This is a genomic window from Halobacillus sp. KGW1, assembly GCF_001592845.1.
GTDB lineage: Bacteria > Bacillota > Bacilli > Bacillales > Halobacillaceae > Halobacillus.
Genome location: NZ_LSOC01000003.1, coordinates 533,272 through 550,918 on the forward strand (window position 1 = coordinate 533,272; position 17,647 = coordinate 550,918).

A 17,647-nucleotide genomic window follows, 5' to 3' on the forward strand; every position below is an offset into this window, starting at 1 on the left:
ATTAACCTATAAAAACACCCCACCAAATTCCAATAAACCCCTTAAAATAAATAATAATCCATAAAAATACGGTTTAAATCGTAACATATTTGTAATATTACTGCCACTCTTTTTTCACAAAAGGTGGAAGTTCATAAAGAAAAAAACGCAATATGCATTGATAAATAAAGGATTTATCCTAATAGAAAAGGAAAGGAGAACTTGTGAAAACCATTGAAGGAAACCACAGAATATACCGGGTCTCCCACCTGGTCCAGGCAGCGCAACCATTTAAATCTTAAGAATCAGATAATACCCTAAATATCCCATATGAACAATACTCAGGTTAAAAGTACCACCTATACAGCTGTTTGATTGTAAACCGGAATATGCCGGACATAAAAAAACACCCAGCCGAAGTTTGGGTGTTCAAGAGTCCACGTGTGACCATTATCCATCAAAGGTCAGTCCAATCGGAATTCCTTCTCGTCTGGTGGATGAACGACGTCATCATCCATATCATACACCTCACCGGTAATGATCCGTAATGAGTCGATGTCTTCCGGATCCGAAGTGAACGGAACTACGATTTCAATATTATTTACGTATGAGTCGCCGTAGAATTGATCCTGCCCCCACGGCATCATGTTCATCGTCGTGACGTCCAACTGCTCTCCTGTACTTAAGATGACTTTGGAAATCAACCAAGGCGAATTTACCGGAAGATCCGAAGGGTTCTCCACACTATAGCTGAACAGCAGGAACCGGAAAGGTCCGTCTCCATAGTACCCGTAATGACTCAATTCCTCCAACTCATCCGGGTTCACGCGTTCTATGGAACGCATCCCGACATATCCGATTTCAAGGTTTATCGGGCCCAAAGAGAAGGGCTCATCCAGCACATGGCTGTATTCCACCTTCACCTCATCCGATAGATCATTCGAGTACGTATCTCCGTTCTTCAACTGATGCATGGATTTCTTTTCTTTCTGTTCTTTCGATTCTTTCTGCCCTTCCTTTTCTACAGCGTCCCCTTCAAGCGGAGTGCACGCAGCTAACAGGAACCCGCATAAAAGAAGGAGTCCCATAAGGAACCTCGTTGTGTTTCTCTTATTTGTCATCGATCCTATTCCTCTTTCCTATGTATGATTCGCTCCGTATCGAGGATAAAAGTGCGAACCTCATGCTTATGAAAGTGTTCGCCGATTCCGGACAAGATGTCCTCGTTATCAAGCAGTATGACCAGTTGAACGCCGCACTCGAAGAATTGTGCGTGGAAGTGAGTGACGAAGCGTCCGACTGGTATGAACATTGGAGAAAAACAAGATAATCCTGGTAAACATAAAAAAGCGCGTGACCGATATCCGTCACGCGCTTTTAATATCCGGAAATTCTGCCTAACCCATCGAGAGAATGCTTGCCAGCCAAGCTTATCCGTACCGGTCCCGTTCCGAAAGTACTGCCAGAATCCAAAAGTCCTCTTTTTTTCATTTCCGTACGGAGCAGCATCTGGAAGTCTTCCGAAAGGCCATGCCTCCTTGCTGCCCGAAACGTATCGAGCAATAACTCATCAGACAGCTTGTTCATTCCGCCCCCTCCTCTCGCTGATACTATTTCGTATAACTATTATTCAGCAAAACATTCCGAACTTCGTTAAGTTTCTACATTATATTCCACCATATACCAATGCCCTGGACAAAAACTATACATCCTAGAAACAGCTAAAAAGACGACCCCTCGACAAGACCGCCTCCTTCCCGATTTATTCTTTTATCCATCATACAAATCGAATGTTACGATACCATGCTGTTCCTTATGAGAAAACGGCCCGATAAACCCGAGCTCTTCCCCTTCCATCTCAAAGCTGATATACTCCACCTGCCACCGTTGTCCACGTTCTGCCTGTACAGCTTTATAGGAATCTGAATTCTTCAGCTGCACTACTACGTCCCATCCACCCTCTTCACGTAAGCGCCTGAAGCATCCACTTTATAATCTTCCATCCAAAAGGATTGAAACTTCATCTTTATGATACACTCCTGTTCCTTGGACATGTCTATGTTTAATAACTTTTATCATATCAGAAGGAACTCGACAGAATCTGGACGTTTGGGCATATGTAAAGGGGGCTATTTCCAATTTTTTCCTTATAAACTCTATTTTTACTATTAATATAAGAATAAAGGTATCTCAATTTGTTTTTGATTTTCCATTATTCAGCTAAATAAAGGTTTCGTATTAGATCTAGCGTTATTCTAAGGTTAGATTATGAAAAAAGTTAATTATCACCTTAGAACTTAGCACATCAACGCTCTTAATACTACAGGAAAGGTGCTTCTTTAATTTTTAATATGTATAATTTAGCTATATAACTAAAGGAGGTGGAGGTGTAATTGATGAAAAGATTAATAAAACAGCTTATTAATTATCTATTTAACAGTCATAAGCCAAAAGTAGCTGAAAAAGGCCGGGTAGCTAAACCATTTTTCATTAAATATAAAAAAACAGACTACCACTTAAGGAGAAAACTATAAATGCTATTGTTCTAAAAACTTTTAAACAAATGTAAAAAAGGGTGCCATGGTAGCGCACCCCTTTTTTACATTTATAATTAACGAAGAAGTTGTAGAACTCCTTGTGGCTGTTGGTTCGCTTGAGCAAGCATCGCTTGAGAAGCTTGAGCAAGGATAGAGTTCTTCGTTTGATTCATCATTTCTTTCGCCATGTCTACGTCACGGATACGAGATTCCGCTGCAGTCAGGTTTTCAGAAGAAGTGCTTAGGTTATTGATTGTATGATCTAAACGGTTTTGGTAAGCACCAAGCTTAGAACGTTCTGCAGATACTGTGTCAATTGCATTTTGGATTGCTGTAACCGCATTCCCTGCATTTGCAGCTGTCGAAACATCTAATGCTGCTTCATTGGTAGTATTATTTGTACCATCGGTTACTGTATTTGCTGAAGTAAATCCAGTTGTAGCTGCTGTACCAGTAATACCAAGTGCAGAAGCTCTCATGTCACTGAATTCTAGAGTCATAGTTTGGTTTTCATTAGCACCAATTTGAGTTGAGAATGATGATGTTGCTGGTGTTCCTGGTGTTGCTGCCACCCCTGCTGTTAAGGATTGAGTCCAAGAATCACCTGTTGCTACACTTGTTGCTGTTGATGTATCAATAGTCATCCCTTGGTACGTGAAAGTACCGCCAGACAATGTTACATCTGTAGTACCACCGTCAGTAGACCATCCCGTTGCTGTTTTTTGAATAGTTAGAGTTTCATCTGAGGCACCTGTGAAAGTTCCTGAAATTTGAGCATCCCCAGTTGCACTATTACTTCCACCTGCTGTCATATCTGTTGCTGTCGCTATTGCAGTACCAGGAGTTCCAGGACTTCCACCTGCAGCTGCTGTTACTGTTCCAGCACTAGCATTTGAAAGTTTTTGATTATTAAACTCTGTAGTGTTTCCAATACGGTTAATTTCCGATGTTAATTGGTTAATCTCTTTTTGGATTTCACCACGGTCTGTACCTGTGTTTGTGTCGTTACCTGCTTGAACAGCTAGTTCACGCATACGTTGAAGAATGTCGTGAGTTTCGTTTAATGCACCTTCTGCAGTTTGAATCATTGAGATTGAATCTTGAGCATTTTTCCCTGCTTGATCCAAGCCACGAATCTGCCCACGCATCTTCTCAGAAATCGCAAGACCAGCCGCATCATCAGCTGCGTTATTGATACGTAGACCAGAAGAAAGCTTCTCCATTGATTTAGACTGCGCATTGTTCGCACTACCCAACTGACGATAAGTGTTAAGCGCTGCGATGTTGTGATTAATTCTCATAATTTTGTTACCTCCATGTTTTTGTATTTATGAAGACACATCCTTGTGCCCCCATGATGTATAACCACTCTATGTAACTAGAGTCATTACCTGCTATCAATCTTTCTTCTTCCAACCATGACCTTCTCCCCCGGACGCGCCCAGGCATTCGTGCCATTCGGATCATCGACTTCGACGATCATTAGTAATATCGGTCACCCTCTCAGCTATGTTTAGCAGATTTTCTCATTTCTTCACAAAAATAATTACAGCACCTGCAGCCGCTCCCTCCTGTCCCTAAAGCGCCCGATTTCCTTATCGAAGTAGAGCTTCACATCCCCGACCGGACCGTTGCGCTGCTTGCTGATGATCAGTTCGATTTCGTTTCCGGTGCTTCTGCTGTAGTAGTCTTCGCGGTAGAGGAATCCGACGACGTCGGCGTCCTGTTCAATGTTGCCGGACTCCCTTAAATCCGAGAGCATCGGGCGTTTGTCTTTGCGCTGTTCGACGCTTCGGGAGAGCTGGGAAAGGAGAATGATCGGGACATCGAGTTCTTTAGCGAGCAGCTTGATGGCGCGGGTCATGGCGCCGATTTCGAGGTCGCGCCGTTCGTGGTAACCGGGGGCTTCGAGGAGCTGGAGGTAGTCGATGACGATGAGGGGACGGGTCAGCTGGTGTTTGCGGATCATCTGCCTGAGATGGGCACGGATTTCAGGGACGGTGTAGGCCTGCTCGCAGAGATAGAGCTTCCATTGTGACATCTCGCCGATGGCATCCAGACAGTTGCGCAGGTCGCTTTCGGAAAAGGTGCGCAGCTTCCACTTGTGGCCGTCCACTCCTGCTTTCGCTGACAGCATCCGCCTCACGAGCGCCTTCTGCGTCATCTCAAGCGTCAGGAAAATCGTTTCGCCGCCGCTTTCGCAGTGGCGGGCGGCGAGGTTCAAGGCGAAGGCTGTCTTGCCCATCGAAGGACGGCCGGCGAGGATGACAAGGTCGCCGGGCTGCACGCCTCCGGTGATCTGATCGACCTCGTCGTACCCGGTCGAATAGCCGGTCATCGCGTCGTCCTCCAACGGCTCCAGTTCTTTGGATACTTCAATGAGGGTGTCATAGAGAGAGGGGTCTTCGATGACTCGTTTCACTTGGCGGTATTTTTCCAATTCTTCAAGGAGGAGATCGAGGGCTTCTTCCGACGGTTTCTGCATGTAGCGCTGGGCCGCTTCCCTCGTTTTCCGGTTGCGGTAGGCGTCAATGACGAGAAGCTGATGATGCTTGAAGTCGACGGTCGTCGGAATCGAGGTCGCCATTTCCGTCATATAGCTGACGCCCCCGACTTCACGCACTTTCTCACCAAGCTCCGTCGTCACCGTCACCATATCGACAGGCGCTCCTGATTCATCGACCTTCCTGATTGCCTGAAAAATCATCCGGTGCCGCCCGTCATAGAAATACTCCGGCAACAGGATCGTTTCCCCGGCAAGCATCCCGTCCACAAGCAAACTTCCGATTACCGACACTTCCGCTTCTTTGTTATACATCATCGTTCCCATCTCCTTAATAGTTCTTCGAATTTCTGAAAAAATTCCCGCTTCACTTCTGGCGGGACGGCCGCCGCTTCGCGCTTCCACTGCTCGACCTTCTCCATGAAATCGTCCTCTTCCTCCTCATAAGCGGCGATGTCCGAGATGACCGGCGAATAAGGATAACGCAGCGCGTGCTCCGTCACGTTCGCTTTCACCTTCTCGTAATCCATCCGCTCAAGCGCCGGGATCCACACATCCAGCTTCCTTTTCGTCACCTTGAACTTCGGTGCATACAGCTCCTCCAGCATATCGACAATTTCAAACGCCTTTTCATATTTCATCCGACCGTCTCCTCCCGTTTCTCTTCATACATCGCCATCCATACCGACGCCCTGTCCGCCTCTTCCCGCGGCCGCCTTTCCTCCCGCTCCACATCCGCAAGCGACCGGACTCCGCGCGCCTGCCAGTTCTTCAGGATCGACTCGATATACCGGAACGACCGCTTGTTGTTCTCGACCGCCACCCCCATCGCCGACGTCACGACGTCATCCGGAAGCTCCTCCGCCCAAGCCGTGATCCGCTCCGCCACATGCGGCGACAGCGTTCCGACGTTCTGCTCGTAGAAAAGGTGCGGACGCCCCGGCTCTTCTTTTCCTCTCCTCTCTTTTCTTTTAATAAAGTCCCCCTCAACACCCTCCCTGCTGTCCTCCCGCTTGTCCGCCCCGCCGGCCTCCTTCACACAGGAAATCATCGTGTACGAAGGCGACGAATGACGGGATCCGGATCGGAACGACAGGTAGCCCTTCTCCGCAAGCTCCTTCCGCGCCCGGAGGAACATCTTCTCACTCATCGCCGACTTCACCAGCACCGCAGCCGTCGGCACCGTAAACTCCTCCTTCCATCCCGTCTTGTTGTTGAACTGCATCAGCACATACCAGAGCAGCGACGCAGACGCCGACACCTCATTCAGCTCCACCTCATCGTGGAACGCATTGATCTCCTTCAAATAATTCACAGCCTCATCTCCTATTTTTTTTAATTAATTTAGAAGGAAAAACTCCTTCGTATCTATAATCGAGAAAGAGAGGCATTTTGGTGTCAAAAAAATCAAAATTTCTTCAAATTTTTTTTCGAACTATAAAAAAGAGAGAATTTCCAACGCGCAACACGCCGAAAATCCTCTATTCAGGTTTAACCGTTTGACGAGGAGGAATTAGTAGGTAGAAGAAAACCGTCAGGAAAAGGCAGCCGCGGTTGGAAAGTGACGAGGTGGACGTACGTGCAGAAAGAATTTTTCTTTACCCATATCGAGAAGACCCCTGTGTTGATGGAAATTTTGAGAGCCGACCGCTTCATCGTCCTCGCCGATTTCAAGGCGTCGACGTTTACAGTGGAAGGAAACGATAAGCGAGAGGCGATTATGGAGATGATCATGAAGCTGAAGTGGGAAGCTTGAGTTCCCATACGATAAAGCACAACCGGAAGACCAAGTAATCGGTCTTCCGGTTCTTTTTTTACGAAAAGAGGTTATCAACGACAAAGCTAGAAAATAACCTTATAACCGCAGCCATTCTGCAAGAAGAAAGGGGAATTCTATGACAAACCCGCAAGCACAGGCCACGTACACGAAAACAGGCGACCACATCTTCCGGACATCCACCTACATCCAGTGGGGAACATCGGAACGTTCCATCGGCTCCTGCCTCTTACTCAATCCAGGTTCCGCTACTCTTACGAATGAAGCCGTCCGCTCCCTTCACGCATCCGGACATGCAAGCGGTCCCGTGAATACCGACCCTACCATGCACCAGCTCATAAGCTTCATGGAGAAAACAAACCCAAAGCCGCTGTCCGGCCGGTTCCACATCTACAACTTGTTCACCCTGCAGAACACGAAATCCGAAGACGCCATCCACCAATTCGAAGCACTTGCCTCCTCCGGCCTTTATGACATCCAAGAAACTCTTCCTTCGAAAGAAGAACTGTCCCGGCACCCTTGGATTCTGCTCGGCTGGGGACTGAAGCAGGAGAAGAAGTGGCACAACCTTAAACGCGCCAAACAGCTGTGGCTCGACCGATTAGTCGAAGCAGAAACTCCGTCATTCGGGAAACAGCACCCTAAGACGAACGAGTATTACCATCCGTGTCCGCTGATCGCAAACAGAAGACCGGCGATGGTTGAAGATCTGGTGGAGTCATACCAGACGAACATCACGCTCCCCGCACCCAGAAAGCAACGGTACACTCTGCTTAAATGGAATGGCGAAACAGAGGAAAAAGCCCAATTCATCGTCCTTGATAACAAGACGAGGATGCAGAGCCTCTATATTCCGACAATCAGTGAAAGTCTCTGCTGGTTTGAAGCCGATTTGGCGAAAGACCGGGCCGTATCGAAATGGCACGACTATGGCAGCATCCAGTTGGACGACTTAGACAATATGATCCTTCACGCCGGCCATCTTCCAGTACGTAAATGAATTTTCACAATATGAAAAGAACACTAAGACATAGAAATTTCACTTGATGGCCAATATCTCCATCAACGAAATACACATCCATTCCAAGGTCTTTTTCGATGATCTTATGATACGAAAATTCTTTCCCATCTTGATGGCATGATATCAACGTCTTTTCCGTTCGACAAAGGTAGCCAGGCATCCTTTACTGTTTTTACGACTGGATAAAACACTATCGAGTTCCCAATGAATAAAGGTGACCGTTTTCGAACTTCTTTGGGATGTTGAAGTGGAGTAAGTCCCTTTCAAGGAAAATCTCTACTAAGATAAAAAGCCCCGGCACGACGAGCAATTCGTCCTGCCGGGGCTTTTCTGTCAAAGAAAGATCCTCCTACTATTTATACACATGACCATAATCGTTATTGGTAAACACGATATTCTCTACTTGTTCTTCCTTTGTGAAACCATTCAGTGTAAGGATGTGCACGAATTGCTCAAGAACCTGCCATACACTCTCCTCTGAATCCTCCGGGACTTTTATTTGTTCATATAGGTAGTCTGTAAATGGGGCTAAGACATAATTGTTCTCCGTCAGGAAGTCTTCCCATATAGCGGTGTATTCCACAAACGCCGGCGTTGCTACTGGAATGCTTGTCTCATACCTTCTTAAAAAGGACAGATGTGTCTCATTGGAAAGGTAACGGGTTCTATTATCCAAAAAGAAACGGACACAATAGCCGTCGGCATACTCCCCTTCCTCTTTTACCTCGACAGCGGATTCTCCTCCCGCTGATCTCTCCATACTGCCTGTTCCATCGTTAGAGTAATGCAGCAATTCATAGATGAAATTGGCTAACCCTAATGCCAGATTGCTTCTCTCCTGCTGAGCATACTTTTGGTAATTCGATTCATTCACTTCATGAGCTTCGATCCCCTCCACATACACAGCTTTTTCATTCAGGAAAGGAAAGGAGATCTCATCGAACGATTGATATCCCGAATCCTCCAACGGCTCCCCGTGGGAGTCCAGTTCCAATTCTACTTCATGCTCCGTGGCCACAGCGGTTAAAGGCTCATTCCGGACTCTTTGTTCTTCTCTCTTGAATGGTTGATCTATATTTTCTGTCGGCATCCATACGGAGGTATCCGCATTTAAGTCGCCCAAATCCTTAACCAGCAATTCTTCTTTGTAATTGCAGCGATAAGCTTCAGAAACTTTTTCAATCTCATGTAACGTGTGGAAAGAAGCATCGTCGAAATTCTTTCCTTCCTTCGTTCGAAGGTATTCCGTGAGGGGACTCGTGACATCATCGTACTCGTACATCCTTACGTTTTCTGTGATACGTGCATGGACAAGCTTTTCAAAATTTTTGTCTGTCATATTTCGTAGAATGAAGTCCTTCACCGTCATTTTCATAGATACTCCGCTCCCCGTTTTCTTCGTATAAGTTCAGCAATACATGTATCTTCCTTCCAATGCTTAATCTTTATATCGGTCTGTTTAAACCTTGTATAAACTTAATATCCAATTACTTCCTACACCTGCCGATTCCCACAACTTGACACCTATGTTAAAATTAATTTAACAAAAAATTTTTTTATAAGGAAATTAATTCTTAAACCTCACAAGTATTTACATTTACAAGTCTATATAATAATCTAAACCCAACTTCCACACCGGAAGTTGGGTTTTTTGTACTCAAACTATTTACTTATGAATACGACAGAAAACGAGATTCACAGTGACACTTTAGACCTACTGGATTATAATGCAATTATCTACAAAATATTACATGATCCTGCCAAACAAACATCCAGACTCAGACTCTATATACTCCCATACGGGAACTCAAAAAAAGTGTAAAGGAAGTGGAAGATGAATTTTCTCAAAGGTTATCTCCTTGCCCTGAAGAATATCAACAAAAAGCGCTACCTCACGCCGATTCCCATCTTTATTCTGTCGGTCACGATCTATAGTCATTGGAACGACTGGCAGCGCAGCGGAGAATATTACGATATCAGCGGCGTTACCTACACTTTGATGTTCCCGATACATCATTGGCTCGTACTCCTCTGTTTCGTCTGCTACCCTCACGCTATTACATGGGTACAATCCACCTGGCTGTACCGGTTCATTTTCCGGGAATCCTCCTTCTTCAAGCAATCCGGATCGACGTTATTACGGTTATTGGACATCGAGCGTAACACTCCTGATGATTATGTCGTGAGGACGCAAACGATCCGAGGTGCGGATGGCAGGTTGTATGCGGGTAACTATATTGCAAGCCACCCGAAAGGAAGAAGACACAGAGCAAGAAGCTTACATATCTATACCGTCGCCTTCTTCATCTTCAAAGATATCGTGCTCCGATATTTCACACACGGCGGGGTCTTCATCATCAGCCCGTTCCTTTATATAATCGCCGTTCCGCTCCTTTCAAGAAAAGGCATTCTGCGGTTTATGGAGCAATGACCGAGATAAGATACATGAGAATAATAGGAGGCAATGAAATGCGTAGAAAAAGAAAATGGCTTTTAGTAGTTTTCATTGGTTTATTGGCAGCTGTGCTGGGGGCGTGCGGAAGTGAAGAGACAAGCGCTGATACGCCCGCTCAAGAAAGTCAAGATCGACCCCAGGACGGAAACCCGGACGACTTCGTCCCTTTAAGTGAAGCGCTGGAAGAGAACGCCATCTGGTTCGGCACGTCCGCGACGGAACCGGGAAGCCTGACGAGGGACACGTCGATCGGCCGGGTGTTCGTCTTTCATAAAGGCGCCGTGAAGTACTATGATTACAGGGATCCAGACGATTCCACTCTCGTCGAGGAGCACTTGACGATCGAGGACGTCGTCGACATGTCCGATAAGGAAATCAAGAAGCACGCCAAACAAAACGGGGAAGAGGTCGATCTAGGTGACTACTCTCTCGATATCGCTCTCGACGATTCCGGCAACATGACAGAATTTGAACGTCTGATTACCGATCAGCGCCCGGAGGATGAGAAATACCCGACATTCTCGAGCACGATCATGCCGACGAATTTCTTCGATACAGATTTCGTTGCCATCGGAACGAGCCGGCTGGTCAAAGGAGGCTGGCCGGCAAGCGGCTATCTCCTCACGAAAGTCGACAAGCCTACCATCTTCATCCTTGATGATGCCGATACGAAGAATAAACGCGTAACCGTTGAAGAGTATTAAAAGAAGAGGCACGAGCTGCATACAGCTTGTGCCTCTTCTTTCATGTACGATTAGGATGGACAATCGGTTTAAACCCGCCCAGTTCCACGATTTCCTGTTTCCCACCGGCCGTAACGAGGTAAAAGTATTCCTTTTCCATAGCCTCGATTCCCTCAACCGTTACCCCCTTCTTCTTATAAAAATTTACGATTTCACTTCTCGCGGCGGTAGATACATTTCCCGCAAACCCTTTGCCTGTATCCGGGGGAGGCGTGGAAATGTGCTCCTCGGCCCGCTCCTTCTCCGGCGCTCCTTGGTTATAGATTCCCTGCAGCAGTTTGATGATTTCGGAGAATCCTAGTAACACGACTCCCCAGACGACCCCATAGATGACGAAGGACCAACCAAGTGTTCCTTGATCGTAGCCATAGGAAGGCTCCTCCGTTCCGTAAACCAAGCCTAAAATGATCCCTCCAACAATGGATAACACGCCGAGAATAAACAGCGCCGTAGCAATCGGATTTTTCTTCATACCCTTTCCCCCTTCCTCACATAGTCCTATGTATTCCCTATTTCCTCCAGTATTCCTTCATCAACCACACCTTTCTGTCATAAAAAAACACCCATGGAGGCTCCTCCATGGGTGCATAGCATCATTATAAAAATCAATTATCTGCCGGAAGTGAACTTCACACAAACCGGCTCCGGAACATACACATCCGCCTGAACAAGCGTCAGCTTCCCTGTATCTTTATCCCGCTCAAACAACGTCATCGTGTTCGATTTCTGGTTCGTCGCAATCAAGAATTCCTCCGTCGGATCAAGGACGAAATCGCGCGGCCAGTTTCCTTCCGTCGACGTCCATTCGATGAACGTCAATTCTCCGGAATCCTGGTCCACTTTGTATGCCGCAATTGAGTTGTGGCCGCGGTTGCCGGCGTAGACGAACTGTCCGTCGGACGAGATGTGGATCGCACTTCCGTCGTTCGTCTCTTCGAACGTTTCCGGAATCGTCGTGATCGCCTGCTTCTGGGTAAAGCTTCCGTCCTTCTCGTCATAGTGAAGCACGAGTACGTCCGAGCTCAGCTCAGTCATGACGTAGGCGAATTTGCCGTTCGGGTGGAAGGTGATGTGGCGCGGTCCGGCACCAGGTGCTGTCTTAAACACTTGGACTTGATCGAGCTTCCCGTCGTTCACCGCATAAGAAATCACCCGGTCGCTCCCGAGGTCGATGGCAATGACATACTTCTCATCCGGCGTGAAGCCTGCATAGTGCATGTGCGGTTTCTCCTGGCGTTCGTGCGGGCCTGTCCCTTCGTGCTCCACGACGGAAGCAGCCGGATTCAGCGATCCGTCTTCATTCGTTAAATAGGAAGCAATTTTCGTCGTATGGTAATTCGCTGTCACGACCGTATTCGTATCGCGGTCGACGCTCACATGACACGGAGGTGATCCGGCTGCGAACTGCCCATTCAGCGGTGTCAGCCCCCCGTCGCTTTCGATCGAGAACGCCGTCACGCCGCCTTCCTCGCCGTCTTTAGCGACCGCATATAAATGCTGGTCATCGTCACTGACCGTCACATACGTAGGGTTGTTCAACTCAGCAGCGAGCTTCACATCGCCAAGCTCTTTCTTCTCTGTATCGAGCGTGAACTGGTACACGCCTTTACTTTCCTGTTTCGTATACGTACCGACATATCCATTATACTTAGCCATTCCAAAACTCCTTTAACGATTAGTGTGCTGCGTTTCTTATCTAATTATCTCATAAACTAGTCGATTGCAAAATGAAACACCTTTCCAGATAACGAAAAAAAGAACGCAGACCATACCGTCTGCGTTCTTCTCCATCCTCTTTATTGCGCCGTATAGCCACCGTCCAAAATCAAGCTGTTCCCGGTCATGTAGGAAGAGTCGTCGGAAGCGAGGTACAAGACCGCCTTCGCCATTTCTTCCGCCTTGCCGAGCCGCTTCATCGGCGTCATTCCCGCAAGCGTCTCTTTGTCCTCTTCCGGAATGATCGGCGTGTCGATGAATCCCGGGCAGAGAGCGTTGATGCGGATGTTCTGCTCCGCATATTCCAATGCGAGCGAGCGTGTCAAGTTGATGACGCCGCCCTTCGCTGCGTTGTAAGCGGCAGACCCCGGGGAGCCGACCCAGCCATACATGGATGCCGTGTTGACGATCGTTCCGCCTTTCTCCATCATGCCGCGGATCGCTTCACGAGCGACAAGAAAGACACCATCAAGATCCACATTGACTGTCTTGCGCCACTCCGAATAGTCCAAATCATGCGATGGATGCACCCGCCCGATACCAGCATTATTGAAGACAATATCTACTTTGCCGTAAGCATCCTTCGCCTTTTGGAAAAGTTCTTCCACTTCTTTTTCATCCGTTATATCCGCTTTCACGAAAAGAGCTTCTGCCTTCTCCGCCTTCAGCTCCTCCTCAAACGCTTTCCCTTTTTCTTCGTTCACATCGACAAGGACGACCTTCGCCCCTTCTTCTACAAAAAGTTTCGCTGTAGCCGCTCCGATTCCGGAAGCACCGCCGGTAATGAGAGCTACTCGATCCTGAAGTTTTCCCATGATCCATACCTCCTTGAAATAACCAATCCAGAGCCATAGGATACTATCCCTGGTCCAAATTGTTTATACTTTCATTGTACGCCCTTGACCATCACACACAATCATTAATCCAGAGAGGTATGTCGAAGCTATCGACACATGAAAGGAATCTGTCTATTTCAGGAGGATTTTTCTATGAACCAAGACAACGAAAACCTATCCAAGCAGAAGCAGCGGACACGTACACACTTGAAGGAAGCCTTGACGTCACTCATCAAGAAAAAAGGCTACCATGCTGTCACCGTCAAAGACATCGTCGAGACGTCCGCTTATAATCGAAGCACCTTTTACACGCACTATAAGGATAAAGAAGAAATGGCCGAGGAAATGCTTCATACACTGCTTCACGGCCTTGAGGAAGCGGTCGGTTCTCCCTACCGTCCCGGACAGACCGTCTACACATCCAAGCTGAACGCCCCTTCCTTCAACATCGTCGCTTACGTCTATGACAACCGCGATATGTTTGAATTGATCAACTATAACGACACCCTTCCCGGGCTGCTCCAAGGCTTTCCGCAGACGATTCTGTCCATCTATGAAGAGCGCTTCCTCTTCCAGACGATCAACGACCTTCCCGTTCATATGGACTACTTCAAGCGCTATACCGCCTACGGATTTTACGGGTTACTACAGCATTGGATCGCAGGAGGTTTCGCCACAAGCAAGGAGTCGTTCATCGAGGAAGTGATTGCCCTGACCCGGACACATATTTACTCGCTGAAATATATCGGTCCCGAAGAGGAAACAGATTAAATCATTTTTTCTTACTTACTTAAAAAAGTTCAATAAAATTGTAAATAAAACCCAAAACTTGACTCATAGTCCATGGGCAGATCACCGAAACCATTGGATGATTTTCACATGGCTAATTATATTGAAAGTAAGTTGTACAACGTGGTTGTAGGAATCAAAATTCGCAAACTCCGCATTGAAAGAAAGTGGACGCAAGAGGAGCTGGCATTCCGTGCCGGTATGGACGTGACCTACATCAGTGACTTAGAAAACGGAAAGAGAAATCCCACCATTATCACCATGAAAGCAGTGGCGGAAGCATTAGAAATCGAATACAACGAAATCTATCCCACGCCGGAAGAGATAAAGGAGTATAATTAAACCTGTTCCTTTATCTCTTCCCGCTCCTCAAGCGCTATCCCCGGTAACATTCCAACCATTCCCCGAACGAGGTGAACCCCATTGAAAAAAGAATATCTCTACTTTACCATCGAGCAGGAACGTATCTGCATTGAAATCTGGTGCGGTCTCATGTCTTACTTCGTCATTGGCAACGTGCTTGGAACTTTCGAGTTTGGGAGTCTTCGTGAAGGCCGTGATAAGGAGGAGGCGGTCGGTTATGTTGTGGAGCAGTTGAGGCAGGAGATTGAGAGAAGGAGCTAACCTGATTTTCCTGTTATACTTTCTCCCCTCATTCAGAAAGAAGAAAGCAACTCTTAACAAATAGCTGCTTTCTTCTAAATAGAAAATGAATATATGTAGATACCGAAGATCATGCCTTTTTTAAAAACTATCAATCTCTACTAAACAAGTCTCTTGTGTAAACCTTGTCTTTTACGTCGTTTAAATCTTCGGAAAGTCTATTTGCAATAATAACATCTGACTGTTTCTTAAAGTTCTCAAAGTTGTTTACTACTGCTGAATTAAAAAACGTGTCCTCAGAAAGCGCAGGTTCATAAACCACAACATCAATACCTTTTGCCTTAATTCTTTTCATTACACCTTGAATCGCTGATTGCCTAAAGTTATCTGAATTAGTTTTCATAGTGAGTCTGTGAATACCCACTACCTTAGGCTTTCTTTTAATAATCATTTCAGCTACATGATCTTTCCTGGTCCTGTTGGCATCCACAATTGCTGCCATAATGTTATTAGGAACATCTTCATAATTAGCCAATAACTGCTTAGTATCTTTAGGTAAGCAATAGCCTCCATAACCGAATGAAGGGTTATTGTAATGATTTCCTATTCGAGGATCCAAACCAACACCTTCAATAATTTGCTTGGTATCTAAACCTCTAATTTCAGCATAAGAATCTAGTTCATTAAAGTATGCAACTCTCATAGCTAAATATGTATTGGCAAATAATTTAATGGCTTCTGCCTCTGTAGAGTTGGTATGTAACACCTCGATGTCCTCTTTTTCCGCACCATCTACTAACAAATCAGCAAAAACCCTCGCTCTTTCAGATTGTTCTCCCACTATCACTCTTGAAGGAAAAAGATTATCATAAAGTGCCTTGCCTTCTCTTAAAAATTCCGGAGAAAAAATAACGTTCTCAGTTTCAAACTTCTCACGAACAGATTCAGTATATCCTACTGGAACTGTAGATTTAATTACCATTATTGCATCCGGATTAATAGAAAGGACATTCGCAATTACTGCTTCAACTGTTCTAGTATTAAAGTAATTCTTTTCAGGATCATAATTGGTAGGAGTGGATATAATAACATATTCAGCGTCTTTATATGCTTTATAGTTATCTGTCGTAGCGAATAAATTCAAATTTTTAGTCGCTAAGTACTCCTCAATTTCATTATCAATAATAGGGGATTTTTTATTATTTATCATATCTATTTTTTCTTGAATTATATCTAAAGCTATAACTTCATTATGTTGTGCCAACAGTATTGCATTAGATAAGCCTACATACCCTGTACCTGCGACTGTAACTTTCACGTAAACAACTCCAATTATATATAATTTTCTAAAGTGAATTCTTATCAGACATTATATTTTTTCTTACTTATTTGTATAGTTGATATTATTAAACCAACATTTAATAAAGCACCACTTATACTAAACAATGAAATAGCAATAATATCACTTGAGAAGAAATAATATCCTATTATTAACATGAACAACCTCGATATTAACATGAATATAGTATATTTCAATTGAAATGATTGAGCTGAAAGGACCGGTAAGGATTTCACGCTTGGTATATTAATAAACGCAAAAAAAGTCCATAACGCAACCCACCTAGCATATTCTCCTGCATATGACCAATCTGCACCAAAGACTATAGAAAACAACCATGGGCCTAACCAAATAATTAGGCCAAAAGGTATAACGCCAACTAAAGACAAGTACAAAGTAGCCCTCATGATTAATTTAGTAATATCTTTATCATCATTAAAGGATTCAGAAACCTTTGGGTAGAACACATCACCTACGGATTTTGCAATTAGAGATATCGGCAAATTAAGAACATTTTTACATATTGAATAGTACCCAGCTGAGGCAGGACCAAAAAATATCGTAAGCATTAAAATAGGCAAACTTTGTGAAAGACTATTTAGAAAAACTTCTGGTGCTCTGAATATAGGAAAATCTTTATATTTTTTAAGTAAATATTTTAAAGAATCATTACCTAAACGTGATATATCTAAACTTCCGATATGGTTACTCTTCCTCATAAAAAGCATCATTAGAGTAGTTTTTAATCCTTCCTTTAATGCTTGCGCAAGAACAAGAACCACTGCTGCTGGGTAAGACAAACCTATTAAGACTATACTTCCTTGAGTAATAATAGATTGCCAAAAAGTAGACTTAGCGGATACACTAAAATATTTTTTTCTAATCAGCCATTGTTCTGTTACTTGAAATATACCGGCAAGTATTATTACAAGTGGTATTAGATAAAGAAAGGCTTGGATGGAATCTAGCTTCAATAATTCTACAATATTATTTTGGAAAATAAGAATAATGAAAAAAGTTATTGAAGCAAGCACTAAGCTTACATATATGGATATTCTAATTAAACCCTTTGCTTCTCCATCGTCTCTTGGTAAGACGATAGCAGATGGGAAGGTCAACGAAGCTATTGGAGTTATTATAATAATTAGAGCCATAAATGTTCCCATGATGCCATAGGCTTCGGGTCCATAGAGGCGTGTAATAATAGGTGATAAGATGAAAGAGATAATTTGAGCCGCAGCCGTACCACTTATCATTATCAATACGTTTCGAAAAAATTTGTTACTTTTGAGACCTTTTAAGAGCGTCATAGTTCCATTCATGTATTCACCTTACATTCTAAGAAGTAC

21 protein-coding genes are annotated in these 17,647 nt (G+C 44.9%); 8 read left to right on the top strand and 13 right to left on the bottom strand.

The annotated features are described in order from the left end of the window. Positions 1 to 443: 443 nt before the first annotated feature. A complete protein-coding gene (locus tag AXG56_RS11705) occupies positions 444 to 1,100 on the bottom strand; it encodes a hypothetical protein (protein WP_153017422.1) in 657 nt (218 codons plus the stop codon). Between the two features lie 62 nt (positions 1,101 to 1,162). On the opposite strand from AXG56_RS11705, the gene AXG56_RS19510 reads away from it, so the two are divergent. Beyond that, complete coding sequence (locus AXG56_RS19510; protein WP_161484922.1) at positions 1,163 to 1,309, top strand: hypothetical protein; 147 nt, start codon at positions 1,163 to 1,165, stop codon at positions 1,307 to 1,309. A 47-nt stretch (positions 1,310 to 1,356) separates the two neighbouring features. Here AXG56_RS19510 and sda read toward each other — a convergent pair whose 3' ends face one another. The 6 genes from sda to AXG56_RS11735 form a co-directional block, all read right to left on the bottom strand. After that, positions 1,357 to 1,566 (bottom strand): sporulation histidine kinase inhibitor Sda, encoded by a 210-nt coding sequence (gene sda, locus AXG56_RS11715; RefSeq protein WP_062514725.1) that lies wholly within the window; start codon positions 1,564 to 1,566, stop codon positions 1,357 to 1,359. Positions 1,567 to 1,749: 183 nt separating this feature from the next. After that, positions 1,750 to 1,920 carry a hypothetical protein gene (locus AXG56_RS19515; RefSeq protein ID WP_161484923.1) on the bottom strand — a complete coding sequence of 57 codons (171 nt, stop codon included), beginning with the start codon at positions 1,918 to 1,920 and terminating at the stop codon, positions 1,750 to 1,752. 670 nt (positions 1,921 to 2,590) lie between these two features. Next, entirely contained in the window at positions 2,591 to 3,817 is a 1,227-nt protein-coding gene (locus AXG56_RS11720) for a flagellin (protein WP_062514727.1), read from the bottom strand. A gap of 245 nt (positions 3,818 to 4,062) precedes the next feature. After that, positions 4,063 to 5,424 carry a replicative DNA helicase gene (gene dnaB, locus AXG56_RS11725; protein WP_235601499.1) on the bottom strand — a complete coding sequence of 454 codons (1,362 nt, stop codon included), beginning with the start codon at positions 5,422 to 5,424 and terminating at the stop codon, positions 4,063 to 4,065. Next, positions 5,334 to 5,660 (bottom strand): hypothetical protein, encoded by a 327-nt coding sequence (locus tag AXG56_RS11730; RefSeq protein WP_008636877.1) that lies wholly within the window; start codon positions 5,658 to 5,660, stop codon positions 5,334 to 5,336. The genes dnaB and AXG56_RS11730 overlap by 91 nt, the downstream gene beginning before the upstream one ends. Beyond that, entirely contained in the window at positions 5,657 to 6,202 is a 546-nt protein-coding gene (locus AXG56_RS11735) for a DnaD domain-containing protein (RefSeq protein WP_161484924.1), read from the bottom strand. Before AXG56_RS11735 ends, AXG56_RS11730 begins: the two co-directional genes overlap by 4 nt. Positions 6,203 to 6,598: 396 nt before the next feature. Here AXG56_RS11735 and AXG56_RS19520 point away from each other — a divergent pair, with 396 nt between their 5' ends. Together AXG56_RS19520 and AXG56_RS11740 are read left to right on the top strand one after the other, a co-directional pair. Further along, entirely contained in the window at positions 6,599 to 6,775 is a 177-nt protein-coding gene (locus AXG56_RS19520) for a hypothetical protein (protein ID WP_161484925.1), read from the top strand. 139 nt (positions 6,776 to 6,914) lie between these two features. Further along, entirely contained in the window at positions 6,915 to 7,796 is an 882-nt protein-coding gene (locus tag AXG56_RS11740; protein WP_062514731.1) for a hypothetical protein, read from the top strand. A gap of 373 nt (positions 7,797 to 8,169) precedes the next feature. Here AXG56_RS11740 and AXG56_RS11745 read toward each other — a convergent pair whose 3' ends face one another. Continuing rightward, on the bottom strand, positions 8,170 to 9,192 hold the full coding sequence (locus tag AXG56_RS11745; RefSeq protein WP_062514733.1) for a hypothetical protein: 1,023 nt from the start codon (positions 9,190 to 9,192) through the stop codon (positions 8,170 to 8,172). Positions 9,193 to 9,651: 459 nt separating this feature from the next. On the opposite strand from AXG56_RS11745, the gene AXG56_RS11750 reads away from it, so the two are divergent. Together AXG56_RS11750 and AXG56_RS11755 are read left to right on the top strand one after the other, a co-directional pair. Then, positions 9,652 to 10,248, top strand: coding sequence for a hypothetical protein (locus AXG56_RS11750; RefSeq protein ID WP_062514735.1), 597 nt, complete (start codon positions 9,652 to 9,654; stop codon positions 10,246 to 10,248). Between the two features lie 38 nt (positions 10,249 to 10,286). Continuing rightward, the gene (locus AXG56_RS11755; RefSeq protein WP_062514737.1) at positions 10,287 to 10,976 is read left to right on the top strand and encodes a hypothetical protein; all 690 of its coding nucleotides are present in this window, start codon (positions 10,287 to 10,289) and stop codon (positions 10,974 to 10,976) included. 40 nt (positions 10,977 to 11,016) lie between these two features. On the opposite strand, the gene AXG56_RS11760 is transcribed toward AXG56_RS11755, so the two are convergent. The 3 genes from AXG56_RS11760 to AXG56_RS11770 all read right to left on the bottom strand — a co-directional run bounded on the left by AXG56_RS11760 (position 11,017) and on the right by AXG56_RS11770 (position 13,546). After that, positions 11,017 to 11,487 (bottom strand): hypothetical protein, encoded by a 471-nt coding sequence (locus tag AXG56_RS11760; RefSeq protein ID WP_062514739.1) that lies wholly within the window; start codon positions 11,485 to 11,487, stop codon positions 11,017 to 11,019. 137 nt (positions 11,488 to 11,624) lie between these two features. Then, positions 11,625 to 12,671 carry a lactonase family protein gene (locus tag AXG56_RS11765; protein ID WP_062514742.1) on the bottom strand — a complete coding sequence of 349 codons (1,047 nt, stop codon included), beginning with the start codon at positions 12,669 to 12,671 and terminating at the stop codon, positions 11,625 to 11,627. Between the two features lie 140 nt (positions 12,672 to 12,811). Further along, complete coding sequence (locus AXG56_RS11770) at positions 12,812 to 13,546, bottom strand: SDR family NAD(P)-dependent oxidoreductase (protein WP_062514744.1); 735 nt, start codon at positions 13,544 to 13,546, stop codon at positions 12,812 to 12,814. Between the two features lie 174 nt (positions 13,547 to 13,720). Between AXG56_RS11770 and AXG56_RS11775 the strand changes: the two genes are divergently transcribed. The 3 genes from AXG56_RS11775 to AXG56_RS11785 all read left to right on the top strand — a co-directional run bounded on the left by AXG56_RS11775 (position 13,721) and on the right by AXG56_RS11785 (position 14,980). Continuing rightward, positions 13,721 to 14,338 (top strand): TetR/AcrR family transcriptional regulator, encoded by a 618-nt coding sequence (locus AXG56_RS11775; protein ID WP_062514745.1) that lies wholly within the window; start codon positions 13,721 to 13,723, stop codon positions 14,336 to 14,338. Between the two features lie 108 nt (positions 14,339 to 14,446). Beyond that, a complete protein-coding gene (locus tag AXG56_RS11780) occupies positions 14,447 to 14,698 on the top strand; it encodes a helix-turn-helix domain-containing protein (protein ID WP_062514748.1) in 252 nt (83 codons plus the stop codon). Between the two features lie 81 nt (positions 14,699 to 14,779). Next, positions 14,780 to 14,980 (top strand): hypothetical protein, encoded by a 201-nt coding sequence (locus tag AXG56_RS11785; RefSeq protein ID WP_062514750.1) that lies wholly within the window; start codon positions 14,780 to 14,782, stop codon positions 14,978 to 14,980. Positions 14,981 to 15,110: 130 nt separating this feature from the next. Here the strand turns inward: AXG56_RS11785 and AXG56_RS11790 are convergent, their stop codons facing one another. Together AXG56_RS11790 and AXG56_RS11795 are read right to left on the bottom strand one after the other, a co-directional pair. Further along, complete coding sequence (locus AXG56_RS11790; RefSeq protein ID WP_062514752.1) at positions 15,111 to 16,277, bottom strand: nucleotide sugar dehydrogenase; 1,167 nt, start codon at positions 16,275 to 16,277, stop codon at positions 15,111 to 15,113. 44 nt (positions 16,278 to 16,321) lie between these two features. After that, complete coding sequence (locus tag AXG56_RS11795) at positions 16,322 to 17,620, bottom strand: lipopolysaccharide biosynthesis protein (RefSeq protein ID WP_062514753.1); 1,299 nt, start codon at positions 17,618 to 17,620, stop codon at positions 16,322 to 16,324. Between the last annotated feature and the right edge of the window lie 27 nt (positions 17,621 to 17,647).

Bases quoted from the DNA above. Each gene is read 5' to 3' on its own strand.
- AXG56_RS11705 (WP_153017422.1), bottom strand. From the start codon at position 1,100: ATGACAAATAAGAGAAACACAACGAGGTTCCTTATGGGACTCCTTCTT.
- AXG56_RS19510 (WP_161484922.1), top strand. From the start codon at position 1,163: ATGCTTATGAAAGTGTTCGCCGATTCCGGACAAGATGTCCTCGTTATC.
- sda (WP_062514725.1), bottom strand. From the start codon at position 1,566: ATGAACAAGCTGTCTGATGAGTTATTGCTCGATACGTTTCGGGCAGCA.
- AXG56_RS11720 (WP_062514727.1), bottom strand. From the start codon at position 3,817: ATGAGAATTAATCACAACATCGCAGCGCTTAACACTTATCGTCAGTTG.
- AXG56_RS11730 (WP_008636877.1), bottom strand. From the start codon at position 5,660: ATGAAATATGAAAAGGCGTTTGAAATTGTCGATATGCTGGAGGAGCTG.
- AXG56_RS11740 (WP_062514731.1), top strand. From the start codon at position 6,915: ATGACAAACCCGCAAGCACAGGCCACGTACACGAAAACAGGCGACCAC.
- AXG56_RS11745 (WP_062514733.1), bottom strand. From the start codon at position 9,192: ATGAAAATGACGGTGAAGGACTTCATTCTACGAAATATGACAGACAAA.
- AXG56_RS11750 (WP_062514735.1), top strand. From the start codon at position 9,652: ATGAATTTTCTCAAAGGTTATCTCCTTGCCCTGAAGAATATCAACAAA.
- AXG56_RS11755 (WP_062514737.1), top strand. From the start codon at position 10,287: ATGCGTAGAAAAAGAAAATGGCTTTTAGTAGTTTTCATTGGTTTATTG.
- AXG56_RS11760 (WP_062514739.1), bottom strand. From the start codon at position 11,487: ATGAAGAAAAATCCGATTGCTACGGCGCTGTTTATTCTCGGCGTGTTA.
- AXG56_RS11765 (WP_062514742.1), bottom strand. From the start codon at position 12,671: ATGGCTAAGTATAATGGATATGTCGGTACGTATACGAAACAGGAAAGT.
- AXG56_RS11770 (WP_062514744.1), bottom strand. From the start codon at position 13,546: ATGGGAAAACTTCAGGATCGAGTAGCTCTCATTACCGGCGGTGCTTCC.
- AXG56_RS11775 (WP_062514745.1), top strand. From the start codon at position 13,721: ATGAACCAAGACAACGAAAACCTATCCAAGCAGAAGCAGCGGACACGT.
- AXG56_RS11780 (WP_062514748.1), top strand. From the start codon at position 14,447: ATGGCTAATTATATTGAAAGTAAGTTGTACAACGTGGTTGTAGGAATC.
- AXG56_RS11795 (WP_062514753.1), bottom strand. From the start codon at position 17,620: ATGAATGGAACTATGACGCTCTTAAAAGGTCTCAAAAGTAACAAATTT.